Raw genomic sequence first — 18485 nt, 5'->3', positions numbered from 1 at the left:
TATTTTGAACCATGATTTATTTATTTTCACTTCTATTTGAAAATGCTTTCATGATTTACAGTAAATATAGATTCATTGCTTCTACATCAAAGGGAGGTTATACCTGAATGAACAAAAAAAGAAAAAGCTTCTCCTTGTTACTGATTTCATTGGTTGCGCTTTCACTGATTGTTAGCGCTTGCGGCGGTAACAAAGCCGACAATTCGGCGGCGAAGGGTAATTCGGGAAAGTCCGAAAAACCAGTTGAACTGATCTGGTACACGATCGGCGCTCCGCAAAAAGACCTTAAACGCGTAGTGGATGAAGTCAACAAGTACACCTTGGAAAAAATTAATGCCACCATCGACATGAAAATGATCGACTTCGGCGATTACACGCAAAAGATGCAAGTCATGGCTGCTTCCGGCGAGCCGATGGACATCATGTTCACAAGCTCCTGGGCTTTCGATTACGTTCAAAATGCGCGGAAGGGCGCTTTTATGGAATTGGATGACCTGTTGAGCAAATACGGAAAAGGAATCACGGATACATTGGACCCGGCCTTCCTGGAAGGCTCCAAGGTTGACGGACATAACTACGCGATTCCTGCCAACAAAGAACTCCCGGCTCAAGAAGTATGGCGTTTCAACAAAGAATTGCTCGACAAATACAATCTGGATATAAGCAAGGCGACAACGATGGAAAGCCTGGAGCCGATGCTCAAGACAATCAAGGAAAACGAACCGGGCATTACTCCATACGCGATGTTAAAGGATTTCATGCCGGTTATGCCATTTGACTATGTCATCGAGAAAATGCCGATGGCCGTGTATATGGATACGAAGGATTACAAGGTAGTCAATATCCTTGAAACTCCAGAAGCGAAATCGACGCTGGAAACCGTCCGCAAGTTCTACCAGGCGGGTTATGTTTCTCCGGAAGTAGCAACTACGACATCTGTAGACGATCTGTATAAATCCGGCAAATGGTTCATGGACCGCGCTGCAACGCAGCCGTTGGCCGATAACCTCTGGTCCGCAAGCTACGGTTATCCGGTAGTTTCGACACCAGCCAGCCAACCGTACATTTATAACTGGTCCGTAATGGGCTCCATGCAAGCTATTTCCGCGAACTCCGAGCATCCGGAGAAAGCTATGGAATTCCTGAACCTGTTGAACACGGATTCTTATCTGCGCAACCTGATCGACTCGGGTATTGAAGGCGTTCATTACGAAAAAGTGAATGACAACACGGTCAAAAACCTGGCTGATGCCAAAAATTACGACATGCCTACATTCTCGCTCGGCAACGTTATGATCACTTACCTGAATGAAGGAGACCCAGAAAATAAATGGGACGAATTCAAGAAATTTAACGCATCGGGCATTAACGCTCCACTGCTTGGCTTCAACTTCGATACTTCCGCGGTAACGAATGAAATCGCGGCTGTGCAAAACGTGAAGGAAGAGTTCTGGTCTTCCCTGATGACCGGTACGGTAGATCCGAACGAATATCTGGCAAAAGCAAACGAGAAATTCAAAGCAGCCGGACTCGACAAGATCATTGCCGAAGCGCAAAAACAAATCGATGAGTGGAGAGCCGCTAACAACAAGTAATCAAGCTTCATGAGGCTTAGGAAGATCGGGCGGGTGAAGATCCTAACGCCCGATCTTTTTTACACTCGTCAGGTTTTCATTTTAGCGATCAGGAGGGATTTGCATGAAAATGGTAGGCGGATTTTTTCGCGATATCATCAAAAATAAAGTGTTGCTGCTCATGGTTCTGCCGGGTGCATTGTGGTTCCTCTTCTTCTCCTATATGCCGATGTTCGGTACGATTATAGCCTTTAAGCAATACCGCTTCAGCCGGGACGGCTTCTGGGCGAGCATCGTCAACAGCAAATGGGTGGGCTTGGACAACTTTAAGTTTTTATTTAGTACGAACGATGCCTATATCATCACGAGAAACACCTTACTCTACAATGTCGCGTTCATTATTATCGGTTTGATTCTATCCGTACTAATGGCCGTGGTGCTCAGTGAGATCGCCAACAAAAGACTGGCCAAAGTATATCAGACCGGCATGTTCCTTCCCTATTTTCTGTCTTGGGTTATCGTCGGTTATTTCGCATTCAGTTTCCTCAGCTCCGAGCGCGGGCTGCTCAATCAAGTATTCAAGAGCTTAGGCTGGGAGTCGATGCAGTGGTATAACGATCCTAAAGTCTGGCCTTATATTCTTATTCTCGTGTATTTGTGGAAAGCGGTTGGTTATAACAGCGTAGTCTATCTGGCTGCAATTATGGGGATCGACAAGTCGCTTTACGAAGCGGCCATGATCGATGGCGCAAGCAAGTTCCAGCAAATCCGCAACATTACGATTCCGCTGTTGACCCCGATCATCACCATCATGACGCTGTTGGCCGTCGGCAAGATTTTCTATGCGGACTTCGGGTTGTTCTATCAGGTTCCGCGGGATTCCGGCACCCTGTATTCGGTCACGAACGTTATCGATACGTATGTATATCGTGGACTCAAAACGACCGGCGAGATCGGCATGAGTACGGCGGCAGGTCTGTATCAATCCGTCGTAGGCTTTGTTCTGGTCATGACCTCGAATTATATCGTACGCAAATTTGACAAGGACAGCGCCTTGTTCTAATCCACCGGAAGGAGTGAGTAACATGTCTGCGAGAACCTATAAAGTACGTGATTTTCATCGGCTTTCAACACCTTGGAATGTGATATTCAATCTCTTTGCCGGTATTTTCGCTTTTCTGTGCGTATTTCCGTTTCTGTTCGTCGTCATTATTTCTTTTACGGACGAAAACGTGCTGGCGAGAGACGGCTACAAACTGATCCCTGCCGGGTGGAGCCTGGAAGCCTACCGCTACGTGTTCCAAACCGGGGATACTTTGCTTCGGTCCTACGGGGTTACGATATTCGTGACCGTGGTAGGTACGATTGTCAGTTTGTTGTTCATCTCCTTTTATGCCTATGCCATTTCGCGTAAAAGCTTTAAATACCGCAATTTTTTCGCCTTCTTTGCTTTCTTTACGATGCTGTTCAACGGCGGTCTGGTACCGACCTATATTATCGTGACGCAAATGCTGTCGCTTAAAGATTCGGTCTGGGCTCTGATTTTGCCGCTGGCGGTCAACGCCTTCTATATCATGATTCTGCGTACGTTTTACAGTACAAGCGTTCCCGACGCGATTATCGAATCCGGGAAAATCGACGGAGCGGGAGAATTCCGGATTTTTCTCAAACTCGTATTGCCGCTATCCCTTCCAGGTTTGGCAACCATCGGGTTGTTCAGCACCCTGGGGTATTGGAACGACTGGTTTAACGCGTTGTTGTACATCGACAATCCGAATCTGGTTCCGCTTCAATCGATGCTGATGCGTATCGAAACCAGCATGCAGTTCATTTTGCAAAATTCGCAAAACAGCTCTTTGAGTCTTGAGGCGCTGCGTTCATTGCCGCAGGATACGTCGCGGATGGCTATGGTAGTACTGGCGACGGGGCCGATCATTTTTGCATATCCGTTTTTCCAACGTTATTTCATTCAAGGTCTTACGGTAGGGGCAGTTAAAGAATAGGATCATTTGGAGGAGAGAGTGGAAACCATGATCTATAAAGACAAGACTAAACCGATACAGGAACGGGTGGAGCATTTGCTCAGCCTGATGACTTTGGAAGAAAAGGTCGGCCAGCTGATCCAGCCGTTCGGCTGGCAGACTTATGAGCATATAGACGGAAAAATAGAGCTGACGGAAAGCTTTAAGAAACAAGTGGCTGACGGAGGTGTCGGGTCGTTATATGGCGTGCTTCGAGCCGATCCCTGGACAGGAGTGACACTGGAGAGCGGATTATCTCCCCGCCAGGGCGCCGAGGCGGTCAACGAGATCCAACGGTATGCGATTGAGCATTCCCGGCTCGGCATTCCGATTCTGATCGGGGAAGAGTGTTCTCATGGGCATATGGCCATCGGCGCCACCGTATTCCCCGTGCCGTTGTCGCTCGGCAGTACCTGGAACGTGGATTTGTACCGGGAAATGTGCCGGGCCGTGGCCTTGGAAACCCGCAGTCAGGGCGGGGCGGTGACCTACTCTCCCGTGCTTGACGTCGTCCGCGATCCCCGCTGGGGCCGGACGGAGGAATGCTTCGGAGAGGATGCTTACTTGATCGGCGAAATGGCGGTGGCCTCGGTCGAGGGACTGCAGGGAAGCAGTCTGGACAGCGTAGACAGCGTTGCCGCCACCCTGAAGCATTTCGTAGGCTATGGCAGCTCGGAAGGCGGCCGCAACGCGGGGCCGGTCCATATGGGACGGCGCGAGCTGCTGGAGGTGGACCTGCTTCCGTTCCGCAAAGCCGTGGAAGCGGGAGCGGCTTCGATCATGCCGGCTTACAACGAGATTGACGGTGTGCCCTGCACGACCAACACGGAATTGTTGGACGGCGTCCTTCGCGGCGAGTGGAGCTTTGACGGCATGGTTATTACGGATTGCGGCGCCATCGACATGCTGGCATCCGGCCATGACGTGGCCGAGGACGGACGGGATGCCGCCGTTCAGGCGATTGAGGCAGGCATCGATATGGAGATGTCCGGCGAGATGTTCGGCAAGCATCTGCTTGATGCGGTCCGGTCCGGCCGGTTGGCTGAGGCTGTGGTGGACCAGGCTGCCAATCGCGTACTCACGCTGAAGTTCAAGCTGGGGCTGTTCGAACAGCCTTATGCCGACCCGGACAAGGCCGAGCGGGTGATCGGTAGCGCCGAACACGCCCAACTGGCCCGGAAAATCGCCGGGGAAGGCATCGTGCTGCTAAAGAATGAAGACGGCGTGCTGCCATTGTCGAAGTCGGCGGGAACGATCGCCGTCATTGGCCCGAACGCTGACGTGGGTTATAACCAGCTTGGCGATTATACTTCGCCGCAGCCGCGGTCGAAAGTCACGACCGTGCTCGGCGGTATCCGCAGCAAGCTGGGCGCGGAATCGGAGCGGGTGCTGTATGCCCCGGGATGCCGTATCAAAGGCGATTCCAAAGAAGGCTTTGAACTTGCTTTATCCTGTGCGGAGCAGGCCGATACGGTCGTAATGGTCGTCGGCGGTTCCAGCGCCCGGGACTTTGGCGAAGGAAGCATCGACTTGAAGACGGGGGCTTCCAAAGTGACCGGAAATGCGGAGAGCGACATGGATTGCGGCGAAGGCATCGACCGTTTGTCCCTGAAGTTGTCGGGAGTCCAATTGGAACTGATTCAGGAAGTCCATAAATTGGGCAAACCGCTGATCGTGGTTTATATCAATGGACGGCCAATCACTGAACCTTGGATCGACGAGCATGCGGACGCCATTGTGGAGGCCTGGTATCCGGGCCAAGAAGGCGGACATGCGATCGCCGACGTGTTGTTCGGTGACATTAATCCGTCCGGCCGCCTGACGATTTCGATTCCGAAGGATGTCGGTCAGCTTCCGGTTTACTATAACGGCAAGCGTTCGCGCGGCAAGAGATATCTGGAAACCGATTCGCAGCCGCGTTATCCGTTCGGATATGGCCTTAGTTATACGGAATTTAAATATGAGAACCTGAGCATCGGGGCGGACTCTATTCTTCCGAACGGATCGGCAAAGGTAACGGTAGAAGTGACTAATACCGGCGACCGGTCCGGTGCAGAAGTTGTTCAAATGTACGTAACTGACGTAGCCAGCGTCGTGACGAGACCGGCCAAGGAATTGAAGGGCTTCCGCAAGGTAGAGCTCGCGCCGGGTGAATCCCGGCGGGTGGAGTTCACCGTCGGAGCGGAGGAGCTGCAATACATCGGCCGGGATTACAAGCCGGTCGTGGAACCCGGGGAATTCGTAATTCACGTCGGAAGCCATGTGAATGAGACGCTGAGCGCCAAGCTTATCGTGCGGGAGGGTTAAAGCTATGGAACGGATCAAACGGTTTATCCGGGAGCTGGCCGATGTGCAGTGGCTGGAGCAGTCCGAACTGAGGGGGTGGGAAATCACAACCTCCGAATATCGGCTTCCCGGTCAGTATACCGAGGAAATGAACTATCCGGAGGGACAGCATTTTGAACGGTTCCCCAGCAGGCAAGGAACGACGTATTTCTTCCGGATGACGCTTGAGGTGCCGGAGTCGTGGCAAGGCGGCCATACCGGGCTCGTATTTGCTTCCGGTGGCGAAGGTTTGCTGCGCATCAACGGGAAATCGTACCAGGGCCTGGACCGGAATCATACTTTCGTAACCTTGCCTGCCGGGCCGGGAGATCATCCGCTGAAGCTGGAGATCGAACTGTTCGATCCGATTCCCGAACCGGTGGATCCTCTGAACCGTCAAGCGGTGATTCAGCCGCCGATTACATCGATCGACAGCAGGCTGGTCCTGGTCAATCGCCCGGTGCAAAGCTTAATGTACACGGCAACGGTAATCCGCGACTCGGCCGTGCTGCTGCCGGAACAGGATTTCCGGCGCACTCGCCTGATCGAGGCGCTGCATGCCACGATGGACGAATTCGTAGCGCTGGACCTTGCGTCGATTGCTGAAGGCCAGGCTATCACGGAACTGGAACAGCGGCTCCGGGAACGGGTGAAGAGCATAGGAGGATCTGCCGAAGGCTTGATCCATATGGTCGGCCAATCCCATATCGATATCGCTTGGCTGTGGCCGGCGAGGGAAACGGTGCGCAAGGCGAGCCGGACGTTTTCGACCGTCGACGCCCTGATGACCGAGTATCCGGAGTACCGCTATACGCAGAGCCAGCCGCAGTTGTTCGCCTATTTAAAGGAGAACGACCCCGAACTGTACGAACGGGTGAAGCAGCGCATCAAAGAAGGCCGCTGGGAACTCGTCGGCGGCATGTGGGTTGAACCGGATTTGAATTTGCCTAGCGGGGAATCGCTGATGCGGCAAATGCTGTACGGACAGACTTTTTATCAAGAGGAGTTCGGCATGACGTCGGAGATTGAATGGCTGCCCGATACGTTCGGGTACTGCGCTTCACTGCCTCAGATTTTACGTCATGGCGGCGTGCGTTACTTCATGACGACCAAGCTGGGCTGGAACGACACGAACGTGTTTCCGTTCGATCTGTTTCACTGGGTCGGGATTGACGGAACGCCGATGCTGTCCTATTTGAATCATGGAGTCAACGAAAATACGCTCCCTAAAGATATTCACGATCATTGGCAATCTTACCGGGAGAAAGCAGCGCACCCGGAACAGATGCTGCTGTACGGCCACGGCGACGGGGGCGGAGGCGTAACCCGCGAGATGCTGGAATATAATGACCGGGCCGAGCTTATGGTTGGACAGCCTGCCACTGAGTATAGCACCGCGGCCGAGTTTTTTGCCGGAATTGATGCGGCGCAGCCGGAGCTTCCGGCCTGGCACGGTGATCTGTATCTGGAGCTGCACCGCGGCACCTACACGACGCATGGCCGCAACAAGCGAAACAACCGCAAAGCGGAAATATTGTATCGCGAGGCTGAGGTGTGGAATACGCTGGCGGCTCCGGTTATGCAGGAAGAGCGTGCTGACGCAATCCGGAATGACTTGAATGAAGGCTGGAAGCTGATTTTACTGAATCAGTTCCATGACATTATTCCGGGGTCGGCGATCACCGAAACCTATGAGACATCAGAAAAAGAATATAGAGAAATTTTCGGCAAAGGAAACGCCGGGTTGTCGCAGGGTCTCGAGTCTTTGGCCGGAGAGGTGGCGACGGCGGGTGAGGGTAAGCCTTATATCGTCTTTAACAGCCTGGGCTGGTCCCGGGATGCGGCGATTTCCATCCGCGACCACGGGCTTGACGGCACCCTTAGTGCATATGACGAGAACGGCGGACAACTGATCCTGGATGGCGCTTCTGGGGTACAAGGCGAAGATAACGCGGTCCGGGTTCATGTACCCGGAATTTCGGCCTTCGGCTACAAGACGATTTGGCTGCGGAGCGAAGCTAAACAGGAACATATGCCGGGATCGTCTGCCCGTGAGAAAACATTCCCATGCGAGTGGGAAACGGAGTATTACCGATTAAAGTTCAATGAGCGCGGCGAAATCGTCAGCCTTTGGGATAAAGACGCCGACCGGGAAATTGTCCAATCGGGCGAAGCCGCGAACCGGTTCCATTTCTTCCATGACCGGCCGACGCTGTGGGATGCCTGGGATATCGACAGCCGCTACGAGCAACAGCCGGCCGGTCAGGCGAAACTGCTGGAGAGCAGCGTGGTAGCGGCCGGAGCCGTGCAGGATGTGCTTCGGTTCCGCTGGAGCATCGGGCAATCGGAGATTACGCAGGATTTGATCCTGTATCATCACGACCGGCGGATCGATTTTAAGACCAAGGTAAGCTGGAACGAAGCTCACAAGCTGCTCAAGGTCGGCTTCCCGATCGATGTAATCACCGATAAAGCGACCTACGAAATTCCGTTCGGCGCTTTGGAGCGGGTTACGCACCGGAATACAAGCTGGGAGCAGGCGCAATACGAAGTCTGCGGACATCGCTTCGTCGATGTATCCGAGCGCGGCTATGGCGTCAGCCTGCTGAATGACTGCAAGTACGGCTACGACGTGCAGGGCAGCACGATTCGCCTGTCCTTGCTGCGCGCGCCGAAATGGCCGGACGTCACCGCCGATTTGGGTGATCATGAATTTACGTATTCGCTGTATCCGCATACCGGGGATTGGCAATCGGCGCATACGGTGCGCGCTGCGGCGGAATTGAATCTGGACCCGGCGGTCATTGCCGCTGAAGTCCATGCAGGCTCGTTGCCGCCCAAGCAATCGCTGATCGGCTTTGCAGGCGAGCATGTCATACTCGATACGGTCAAACCGGCCGAAGACGGCAGCGGGGTAATACTCCGCTTCTATGAATCGTCCGGCGGCCGCGAGCGCGTGGAGTTGAATTGGAGTCAGCCTTACGGCGGGGTATTCCTGTCCGACGCGCTGGAGCGGGAGATTGAGCCGCTGAGCGCCGCGGCGGGGCCGATCAAGCTGGACTTTGCCCCGTATGAGATCAAAACACTGAAGATAAATAAGGAGTCGATAGCCCATGGAACAATTTAGACTACCGAAAATACCGATGCCGAAGCTGGAGCTTCCGCAAGCCGTTCAAGACGTGCTGGCCGATGCCGAAGTGAAGCTCGCCCATCGCCCCAAGCTGCTGCAATTATTCAAGAATTGTTTTCCGAATACGCTGGAAACGACGACCAAGCTGATGGAGGACGGAACGACCTTTGTCATTACCGGCGATATTCCGGCTTCCTGGTTGCGCGACTCGGTAGAGCAGGTGATTCACTACGTGCCGCTGGCCAAGGAAGATGCCGATTTGCAGCGGATTATCGGTGGCCTCATCAAGCGCCATATCCAGTACATTCATATCGATCCTTACGCCAATGCGTTTAACGAAACGGCGAATGACTGGCACTGGAATACGACGGATGTGACGGAAATGTCCCCATGGGTATGGGAGCGCAAGTTCGAAATCGACTCGCTGTGCTTCGTCGTCCGGTTGGCCTATAAGTACTGGAAGGAAACCGAGCGGACCGACATTTTCGATGCCGGCTTCAAAGCGGCGATGCGGCGGATCTACGACGTGTTCAAAACCGAACAGCATCATTTCGAACAATCGCCGTACCGTTTCTCCCGGAACAACGGAATTCCTGAAGATTCGCTGCGCAACGGCGGTCTCGGCATGCCGGTTAATTACACGGGAATGATCTGGTCGGGCTTCCGCTCCAGCGACGACGCTTGTGACTTCCACTACAACATTCCGGGAAATATGTTCGCTGTGGTGGCGCTGCGCCAAATGCAGGAATTTGCGGAGTGGGTGTTCCGTGATATGGATTTCCTGGCTGAATTGAAGGAATTGGAGTTCGAAGTCGATCACGGGATCAAGCTGTACGGTATATATCGCCACCCTGAATTCGGTCCGATTTACGCCTACGAAACCGACGGCTTCGGCAACTACTGCCTGATGGACGATGCGGGTACGCCGGGTCTGATGTCCATCCCGTATCTCGGCTATGTGACCGCGGACGATGAAATTTACCAAAATACGCGGCGTTTCGCGCTCAGCAAGGAGAATCCGTTCTACTTCGAGGGGAAAGCCGCCAAGGGTATCGGCAGCCCTCATACGCCGAAGGATTACATTTGGCATATGGCCTTGTCGATGCAGGGCATCACGGCGCAGACCAAGGAAGAGAAGCTGGAGATGATCGCGATGCTGGAGGCGACGGACGCGGATACCGGCTACATGCATGAGGGCTTCCATGCCGACGATCCGCACACTTTTACGCGCAAGTGGTTCGCCTGGTCGAACAGCCTGTTCTCGCAGCTCGTGTACCGGGCCATGCAGGAAGGCATTTTGTAAGCAAGCAGGTTTGCTATAGGCTTTTACCGGCCATCACCTGACCAGAACCCGAATTACAATAAAGCGATTTGAGCTTGATAAATAACCTTTCTATAAAAAGGAGACCTGATCATGAGCAAAATTATTGGCGAATCCCTGAAAAATATTCCTTGGCAGGAGAAGCCGGAAGGCTTGAATGCGCCGGTTTGGCGTTATTCCGCAAACCCGATCATCGAACGTCACGCGATCCCGAATTCCAATAGCGTATTCAACTCCGCAGTCGTGCCTTTTGAAGGCGGGTTTGCCGGCGTATTCCGCTGCGACTCGAGATCGGTGAGCATGGATATTTTCGCCGGATTCAGTGACGACGGCGTGAATTGGAACATCAATCACGATCCGATTCAATTCGAAGGCGACGAAGAAATTATTAAACGGGAATACCGCTATGATCCGCGGGTATGCAAGATTGGAGACCGCTACTACATCACTTGGTGCAACGGCTATCACGGTCCGACGATCGGCATTGCGTATACGACCGATTTCAAAACGTTCCATCAGCTGGAAAATGCTTTTTTGCCGTATAACCGCAACGGAGTACTGTTCCCGCGCAAAATCGGAGATTACTATGCTATGGTCAGCCGTCCGAGCGATACGGGCCACACGCCGTTCGGAGATATTTTCTACAGCGTAAGCCCGGACCTCACGTTCTGGGGGAAACACCGCTATGTGATGGGTACGATCGGCGGAGACGAGTCTGCATGGCAATCCAAAAAAATCGGTCCCGGGCCGGTTCCGATCGAAACCGACAAAGGCTGGCTGCTGATTTATCACGGCGTTATCAATACCTGCAACGGATTCGTTTACCGCATGGGCTGCGCGCTTCTGGACATCAATGAGCCTTGGAAAGTGCTTGCTCGTTCCCGCAACTACATTCTCGGCCCGGAAACGCTGTACGAGTGCGTAGGAGACGTGCCGAACGTAACCTTCCCTTGCGCCGCATTGACCGATGCCGACACCGGCCGCATTGCGATCTATTACGGCTGCGCCGATACGGTGACGGGACTCGCTTTCACGACCGTGGATGAATTGCTGGCTTACATGGAAAAGTATCCTTTGGAAGCATAAGCATTTGCATAAGCACAAACATTAGCGTAGAACGAAACAAGTAATAAACTAGAACGGAAAAGCCAGCGTTTACGGAAGTAAATAGTAGATCGACGACGGGCCTTTTCGAAACAGGAGAGCCGCTATCCTGCTTCGCTTGAAGCGAGGGTGGCGGTTCTTTATTCCTCGGGCCGGTTCCGGTCCAGGTGGATAGGGTGTGACTAACTCGATTGTAAGTCCATCTTTAATTTTTCTATCTATATCTTTAGTTTCGCTCCTATATGAAACCGGGCCGATACGATAAATTAGTGAGGAATGACCTGACTCTTAAATATAATTTACGATTTAAATAGAGAAGAAAGCGGGGAATCAACGCATGGACAAGAAAAGAACGGCGCATATCATTTCCCACACGCACTGGGACAGAGAATGGTACCTGCCTTACGAGAAGCACCATGTCCGGCTCGTGGCGCTGGTAGACGCGCTTCTGGACAAACTGGACCAGGGCGGAGAGTTCAAGAGCTTCTATCTGGATGGGCAGACGATCATCTTGGAGGATTATCTCCAAGTCCGTCCCGAGAATAAGGAACGGCTGGAAGCCCATATCCGGGAAGGCCGTATTTTGATCGGACCGTGGTATATTTTGCAGGATGCGTTCCTGACGAGCGGCGAAGCGAATGTGCGCAACATGCAGATCGGCCATCAGGACGCCAAACGTTACGGGGAGCCGGCCAAGATCGGATATTTCCCCGATACGTTCGGACTTGTCGGGCAAACGCCGCAGTTAATGCAGCAGTCCGGGATCAAGAACGCCTTTTTCGGGCGCGGCGTAAAGCCGACAGGCTTCAACAATACGGTATCCGACGGCGGGTATGAGTCTTCTTTCTCGGAGCTCATTTGGGAAGGCCCCGATGGCTCGAAGGTGCTCGGCATTCTATTCGCTAACTGGTACTCAAACGGCAACGAGGTACCGACTGATGACGAGGAAGCCAAGGCGTTCTGGGACCGTAAGCTGGCGGATGCGGAGAAATACGCTTCTACCGGGGAATTGCTGTTCATGAACGGTTGCGACCATCAGCCGATCCAGCTCGATCTGCCGGAGGCGATCGAAACGGCATCCCGGTTGTACCCGGACACGGAGTTTGTCCACTCCAGCCTGCCGCAGTATTTGCAGTCGCTGGAAGGGGCGCTGGACCGGGATTTGTCTTCCGTGAAGGGCGAACTGCGCAGTCAGCGCACGGACGGCTGGGGGACGCTCGTCAATACGGCGTCGGCCCGGGTGTATCTGAAGCAAATGAACCAGGAAGGTCAGGCCTTGCTTGAAAAAGTAGCCGAACCGCTGGCCTCTTTTGCGCATCTGCTGGGCAAGGAATACCCGCATCACCTGTTTACTTATGCCTGGAAAACGCTGATGCAGAACCATCCGCACGACAGCATCTGCGGCTGCAGCGTGGATGAAGTGCATCGCGAAATGGTCACTCGCTTCGCCAAAAGCCGCCACGTTGCCGAGTCCGTCATCGACGACAGCAAGCAGGTAATCGCCGAGTCGATCGATACTTCGGGTTTCACCGCATATGGCGAAGATCCGCTTCCTTTGGTCGCGATGAATACGACCGGCTGGGCTCGTACCGGCGTGATATCGGTGGAGTTGGATGCGGCCCGCTTGTATTTGCGGGAAGGCTTTACCCTGGAGGAAACCGCCCGCCGGATGAAGGAGGCCGATTTGTCCGGCCGCGTCCTGGTTGATGAAGCCGGAAATAAGGTCGCTTGCACCGTGGAAGACTTGGGACTCCTGTTCGGATACGATTTGCCGGACGACAAGTTCCGCCAGCCTTACATGTGCCGCCGGGTCCGGATCACGTTCCAGGCGGAAGACGTTCCGGCACTCGGACTCCGTACTTACGCATGGGTCCGCCGGGAGGAGGCAGCGTCCGGTTCCATTCCTCAGAACGCGGGGTCACTGCTGACCGGCCACCACGTTATGGAGAATACCGCGATTAAGATTGAGATTGCGGAGGACGGCTCCTTTGCGCTGATCGATAAAAAATCGGGCCGCACCTACCGGGACCTCGGCGTTTACGAGGATACCGGGGATATCGGCAACGAATATATGTACCGTCAACCGGAAGGCGAGCAAGCGCTGACCACGAAGGGGTTAGCCGCGCAAATCCGCGTGCTGGAGGATACGCCGTACCGCGCGTCCATCGAGATCCGCCACCATTGGGAAATTCCCGCTTCCGCGGACGATACGCTGGATGCGGAGCAACGGGCGCTCGTTTATTATCCGGAGCGCAAGGCACAGCGCAGCAAGCGCCTCGTTCCATTGGAGATCACTACCGTTCTCTCATTGGAGAAAGGCGGCAAAGGGCTGCATATCGAAAACAGCCTTGATAACCGGGCGAAGGACCATCGGATTCGCGTTCTGTTCCCGACCGATCTCATGGCGGCCAAGCATAAGGTCGATTCCATGTTCGAAATCGCCGTGAGAGACAACGAACCGGCACCAGAATGGGTAAACCCAAGCAATACCCAGCATCAGCAAGCCTTTGTGGAGATTAGCGACGGCCAGACCGGTCTTGCTGTAGCCAACCTGGGCTTGAATGAATACGAAGTGCTGCGGGACGGCCGCAATACGATCGCCGTAACCCTGCTCCGTTCCGTCGGCGAGTTGGGTGACTGGGGCTTGTTCCCGACGCCGGAGGCGCAATGTCTCGGTGAGCATACCTTCCGCCTGGAACTGATTCCTTATGGCCATGAAGGCAGCGGAGCGTTCAATGCATATACCGAGGCCTACCAGTTCCAGATTCCATGGACGGTTTGCCAGACAGGCGTGCATACCGGACCAATCGCTCCGCTCTACACGCCGTTGCGTTGGGAGGGGGAGGAGCTTGCCTTCTCGTCGCTCAAAATGAACGAGGAGACGGGAGATCTGTTGCTTCGCTGGTACAATATGAGCAATAGCGATGCTGAACTGACCTTCAGTCCTGATATGAAGTCGGAGTATTTATATAAGACGACTATATTGGAGGAGCCTGCGCAGCCTTTGTCCGGCAACACGGCCGGAGGGCTTTCACTGCTGGTAGGACCTTGCGAAATCGTAACGATCGGGATTCACAGATAAATTGGTTATTAACAGAAATGGCACAAAAAAAGGTACAGCTCCTCAGTTTATGAGGGGACTGTACCTTTTTAGTTAGAACAGTTCCAGCAATTGACGCGCCCGATGTTCGTACGTATGGGCTTTCAATACGTGCTTGTGCCCGGCTGCCGCGATTTTGGCGGCTTCATCCAAATGCTCCAGATAATATTGCGCCTTTTCCAGTAAATCTTCTGTCGAGTTGAAAATAATATAATGCTTCCCGTCCTGGAACAAGCGGGACTGCTCGGGAGTATCGTCCGTGAGGACCAGAGCGCCGCAACCCATACCCTCGAAGATCCGCATGTTAAAAGTCTTGATATGATCGGCTGTCTGGTTGAACACGATTTTGGAGTTTCCATACAATTCGCTTAGCTTTTCCAAATAAGGACGCTTGCGAAACGAACAGTTTCTTTGACTGAGGGACGTTTCCATAGACCGGAGATTGGCATCACGTTCAGCATAGATGGAGGTGTGCGAGCCCGCAAACGCAATATCGACGGTCCGATCAGGTAAAGGAATATCGGAGCGGAAAATATGAGGATCTGCCCCGAACGGAAAAAATTTAACGGATGTCGAGAACAGGGGCGCCAGATGTAGAGAATGGGACATCAACAGGAGATCAGGGCGGTATGCAGCGACCAATTCCAGATTAGTGTCCAGGCGGTTTTCCCCATGGTGAATCCAATGGATGACGGGAATTTTGACGAGATTGCGATTCGCTACGACAACGGGTGGTCGGGCAGGACTCTCCACAAAGAGTATAGCTTTGTATTTGCCAAGATCTATTTTTGCAAAATCCACTTCCTTTTCAACCGTGTCTACGGGAGTGCCTATATTCCTTAAAGCCCGTTCCAAATAACTTCCGGGCGTATAGGGCGTCTTTCCGTAACACATCAAAAGGGGCGTTTGTTTAGCAGCTTTCAAAGTTCCTCATCTCCCCCTTAGTTTCAAAATTTGCGTATATAGCAAATTATGTAATAGAGGGAGAGGAGGTTTGAGCAAGGAGCGGAGTCAGGCTATACTTCGTCCCAAATTCGTTTCACATTATCAAAGGCGATTTTCGTACCGTTCAGACAGTCTTCCATGCCTTCATATTCGATCGAGAAAAATCCGTCATAGCCGGAACTCTTGATAGCCCGAATAATTTCCCATAGATCGATATCGCCATGTCCGGCGATCGCTCCGCGCAAGAAGTTGCCTCCGGTGCTCTTGAACCAGCCCTCCCCGGGATTGCGGTAGGACGGACGGATGTAGAAGTCTTTGATATGCACGATCGAGGCATATTTCAAATTGCTTTTTACGGCAGTAACCGGATTCTCGTCCACGCACACGAAGTTGCCGACATCCAGTGTTGTTTTGAAATTCGGCCGATCTACGGCATGAAGAAGCGCCTGTACGCGATCGCTGGCTTGGACATAGTAGCCGTGATTCTCCACACTGGTCGTAATTCCGTATTGCGCTGCGTGATCGGCAATCCGGCGGCAGGCTGCCGCGATTTTGTCCAGGTCCTCGTTAAACCGCTGGATGGAGATATCTTGGCGGGATGCGACGTCATGCCGCATCAGTTTCGCGCCCAAACGGTGGACCCGATCCACCTCGCTGATCACTCTGGCAATTTCCGCCTCATAGGCTTCATCCGTATCCGTGATAAAGTTGGCTCCGATCGCGTAATTCGAAATTTCGATGCCGGCTGCTTTGGTTTTATTTATAATTTGTTCCTCAAGCCCCGGGTCGTTGTCAAAGTCGAATCCGAGCTTCGGCACGATTTCAATATGGCTGGCCCCGATATCTGCGGTCCAATCGATCACCTCACTGATATTCATGCGGCCTTGATGCATAGCCTGGAACAAGCTGTAAGAACTAATTCCTAACTTCATGATTGGTCATCTCCCTAATTTAGCCTCGATAAGATTGGATGAAGGACACCGCTTTGGCAATATCCTCCGCAGGGTTGGTGCCTACTTCACGCTCGATCGTCAGGTAGCCGGTATAACCGATTTCCTGGAGCGCCGCAAAATAAGCCGGGAAGTCGACTTTGCCCTCACCGAGCGGAACCTCTTCAAAGGCTGCGCCAGAGGCGGCCATTTCGGCGATTTTCTGGTGATCCATCGCGCTGTAGCCAAGAAAACCGTATACGTCCTTCGGATCGACCGGACGCAGACGCTTGCCGTCTTTGACATGCGTGTGGACGATGTAGTCCCGCAGCGTTTTGACGCCTTGTACCGGATCATCACCCGTCACCATGACCATATTGGCCGGATCGAAATTGACGGAAACGCCGTTCGTGCTGAGCGTATCCAGGAACTCCTTCAAATGTGCCGCCGGCTCGGGTCCGGTCTCAATGGCAAAGTAGGCGTTCATGCTCTTGGCGTACACACCGAGCTCCTCACAAGCCTGCTGCATCGCCTCATAAATACGGCCATCCGCATTATCCGGCACGATGCCGATATGCGTCGTAACGATATTCGTGCCAAGCTCGACGGCCAGATCGAGGATCCGTTTTGATTTCTCAATTTTTGCCGGATTCGCTTCCGCGTCCTGGAATCCATGTCCGGCCAAATCGCCGCAGAGCGCGGAAATTTCCAGGCCCAAGCCTTCAATATAGCTGCGCAATTCCTTGCGTTTGCTTCCGGTCAGTACTTCCGGGTCCATTTCGCCAGATACGGCATAAATTTGCACGCCGTCGGCTCCGACCTCTTTGGCTTTGAGTAATCCCTCTCTAACGCCCAGACCGAAACTGTCAACGATAACTCCGATTTTATTGTTCAGTTTCACCCTTGGTCCGCCTCCTTTAAATTAATTGATTTCAATTTCCCGCCCTTCCGCGGCCGATTGGTAGATGGCATTTAATATTTTGATCATTTCCACGCCGTCCTCCACCGGACAGCTGGTCTCATGCAGACCCAGACAGCTGTCGACGAAATGGTTAATTTCCGTATTGAAGCTTCCTTGGAAATCAAAGCCCGGCGTGCTGATCTGCGGATCGATATTGATGATCGTGTTATGGCGCTCCGTTACAATCGAGAGCACCGGCTCAATTTCCGCGCCGCCCTTGTCGCCGTAAATATTGACCATCGCCGAGTTGTCTTTCGCATGGAGCGAAAAGCTGACGTCAACCATCAGCGAGGCGCCGTTCTCAAACCGGATCAGCGCATTGGCCATATCCTCGACCGTATTGAGGGAGGCATCGTAATCAGCCGCTTTATAGAAATCGTAATTTTCGATATGCGAGCGGTTACCGAGTTTGTTGTACGTATTCCCGCTTACGGATTTCACTTTCGGTTTGCCCATAAGGTACCAGCACAGGTCGATGACGTGAACGCCGATATCGATCAACGGACCGCCGCCCGAGCGCTCCTTGTCCGCGAACCAGCCGCCCGGATTGCCGAGGCGCCGGATCAGGCTGGCTTTGGCAAAGTAAATGTCACCGAGTTCACCGGCATCGATGAATTTCTTTAATACCGCAATGTTGGAGGCGTGACGACGGACATAGCCCACCTGGAGCAGCTTACCGGTTTCGCGCACGGCGCGTTCCACCTCTAGCGCTTCGTCCACGGTTTTGCATAGCGGTTTTTCACAGAGCACGTTCTTGCCCGCTCGAAGCGCCGCGACACTGATTTCGGCATGGCTGTTATTCCATGTGCAAATGCTGACGGCTTGAACATCCGGGTTGGCGAGCAGCTCCCGGTAATCGGTATAGATGTGAGGGATATTGTACTTACGGGCACTTTCCCGGGCCCGATCCTCCTGAAGATCACAAATTGCGACTAACTCAACTTTAGGGTTTAACGCATACGCTTGAAGATGACATTCCGAGATGGAGCCGTTACCGATCAGGCCTACTTTCAATTCGCCCATTGTAATCGTTTACACCCTTTCATTACCCGTGCGGATTTGCTACAATAATACC

General features: G+C 53.2%; 12 protein-coding genes. 8 read left to right on the top strand and 4 right to left on the bottom strand.

Annotated elements, in window-relative coordinates; translation table 11 throughout:
• The first annotated feature begins 107 nt into the window (after positions 1 to 107).
• The 8 genes from NYE70_RS24575 to NYE70_RS24540 all read left to right on the top strand — a co-directional run bounded on the left by NYE70_RS24575 (position 108) and on the right by NYE70_RS24540 (position 14557).
• Positions 108 to 1595, top strand: a complete 1488-nt coding sequence (locus tag NYE70_RS24575; protein ID WP_211022317.1) for an ABC transporter substrate-binding protein — start codon at positions 108 to 110, stop codon at positions 1593 to 1595.
• A 103-nt stretch (positions 1596 to 1698) separates the two neighbouring features.
• The gene (locus tag NYE70_RS24570) at positions 1699 to 2637 is read left to right on the top strand and encodes an ABC transporter permease (protein WP_211022316.1); all 939 of its coding nucleotides are present in this window, start codon (positions 1699 to 1701) and stop codon (positions 2635 to 2637) included.
• A gap of 22 nt (positions 2638 to 2659) precedes the next feature.
• On the top strand, positions 2660 to 3577 hold the full coding sequence (locus NYE70_RS24565) for a carbohydrate ABC transporter permease (RefSeq protein ID WP_211022315.1): 918 nt from the start codon (positions 2660 to 2662) through the stop codon (positions 3575 to 3577).
• A 27-nt stretch (positions 3578 to 3604) separates the two neighbouring features.
• Positions 3605 to 5902 carry a glycoside hydrolase family 3 N-terminal domain-containing protein gene (locus tag NYE70_RS24560; protein ID WP_341048711.1) on the top strand — a complete coding sequence of 766 codons (2298 nt, stop codon included), beginning with the start codon at positions 3605 to 3607 and terminating at the stop codon, positions 5900 to 5902.
• A gap of 4 nt (positions 5903 to 5906) precedes the next feature.
• The gene (locus NYE70_RS24555) at positions 5907 to 9047 is read left to right on the top strand and encodes an alpha-mannosidase (protein ID WP_341048710.1); all 3141 of its coding nucleotides are present in this window, start codon (positions 5907 to 5909) and stop codon (positions 9045 to 9047) included.
• Entirely contained in the window at positions 9034 to 10353 is a 1320-nt protein-coding gene (locus NYE70_RS24550; RefSeq protein ID WP_341048709.1) for a glycoside hydrolase family 125 protein, read from the top strand. The genes NYE70_RS24555 and NYE70_RS24550 overlap by 14 nt, the downstream gene beginning before the upstream one ends.
• A 111-nt stretch (positions 10354 to 10464) precedes the next feature.
• On the top strand, positions 10465 to 11457 hold the full coding sequence (locus NYE70_RS24545; RefSeq protein ID WP_211022311.1) for a glycoside hydrolase family 130 protein: 993 nt from the start codon (positions 10465 to 10467) through the stop codon (positions 11455 to 11457).
• 355 nt (positions 11458 to 11812) lie between these two features.
• A complete protein-coding gene (locus NYE70_RS24540; protein ID WP_341048707.1) occupies positions 11813 to 14557 on the top strand; it encodes an alpha-mannosidase in 2745 nt (914 codons plus the stop codon).
• 72 nt (positions 14558 to 14629) lie between these two features.
• On the opposite strand, the gene NYE70_RS24535 is transcribed toward NYE70_RS24540, so the two are convergent.
• The 4 genes from NYE70_RS24535 to NYE70_RS24520 form a co-directional block, all read right to left on the bottom strand.
• The gene (locus tag NYE70_RS24535) at positions 14630 to 15499 is read right to left on the bottom strand and encodes a CgeB family protein (RefSeq protein WP_247681782.1); all 870 of its coding nucleotides are present in this window, start codon (positions 15497 to 15499) and stop codon (positions 14630 to 14632) included.
• A 92-nt stretch (positions 15500 to 15591) separates the two neighbouring features.
• The gene (locus tag NYE70_RS24530) at positions 15592 to 16452 is read right to left on the bottom strand and encodes a sugar phosphate isomerase/epimerase family protein (protein WP_341048705.1); all 861 of its coding nucleotides are present in this window, start codon (positions 16450 to 16452) and stop codon (positions 15592 to 15594) included.
• A 19-nt stretch (positions 16453 to 16471) separates the two neighbouring features.
• On the bottom strand, positions 16472 to 17350 hold the full coding sequence (locus NYE70_RS24525) for a sugar phosphate isomerase/epimerase family protein (RefSeq protein WP_211022308.1): 879 nt from the start codon (positions 17348 to 17350) through the stop codon (positions 16472 to 16474).
• A gap of 21 nt (positions 17351 to 17371) precedes the next feature.
• Positions 17372 to 18433: a Gfo/Idh/MocA family protein gene (locus tag NYE70_RS24520; RefSeq protein WP_341048702.1), complete on the bottom strand. Its 1062-nt coding sequence runs from the start codon at positions 18431 to 18433 to the stop codon at positions 17372 to 17374.
• Between the last annotated feature and the right edge of the window lie 52 nt (positions 18434 to 18485).

Source organism: Paenibacillus sp. FSL R5-0407 (assembly GCF_038009185.1).
GTDB classification, from domain to species: domain Bacteria; phylum Bacillota; class Bacilli; order Paenibacillales; family Paenibacillaceae; genus Fontibacillus; species Fontibacillus vini.
Note: the sequence above shows the minus strand (reverse complement) of the source record. Positions and strands in the feature narration are given on the sequence as shown.

Coding starts and splice junctions, on each gene's coding strand:
- NYE70_RS24575 (WP_211022317.1), top strand. CDS start 108: ATGAACAAAAAAAGAAAAAGCTTCTCCTTGTTACTGATTTCATTGGTT.
- NYE70_RS24570 (WP_211022316.1), top strand. CDS start 1,699: ATGAAAATGGTAGGCGGATTTTTTCGCGATATCATCAAAAATAAAGTG.
- NYE70_RS24565 (WP_211022315.1), top strand. CDS start 2,660: ATGTCTGCGAGAACCTATAAAGTACGTGATTTTCATCGGCTTTCAACA.
- NYE70_RS24560 (WP_341048711.1), top strand. CDS start 3,605: ATGATCTATAAAGACAAGACTAAACCGATACAGGAACGGGTGGAGCAT.
- NYE70_RS24555 (WP_341048710.1), top strand. CDS start 5,907: ATGGAACGGATCAAACGGTTTATCCGGGAGCTGGCCGATGTGCAGTGG.
- NYE70_RS24550 (WP_341048709.1), top strand. CDS start 9,034: ATGGAACAATTTAGACTACCGAAAATACCGATGCCGAAGCTGGAGCTT.
- NYE70_RS24545 (WP_211022311.1), top strand. CDS start 10,465: ATGAGCAAAATTATTGGCGAATCCCTGAAAAATATTCCTTGGCAGGAG.
- NYE70_RS24540 (WP_341048707.1), top strand. CDS start 11,813: ATGGACAAGAAAAGAACGGCGCATATCATTTCCCACACGCACTGGGAC.
- NYE70_RS24530 (WP_341048705.1), bottom strand. CDS start 16,452: ATGAAGTTAGGAATTAGTTCTTACAGCTTGTTCCAGGCTATGCATCAA.
- NYE70_RS24520 (WP_341048702.1), bottom strand. CDS start 18,433: ATGGGCGAATTGAAAGTAGGCCTGATCGGTAACGGCTCCATCTCGGAA.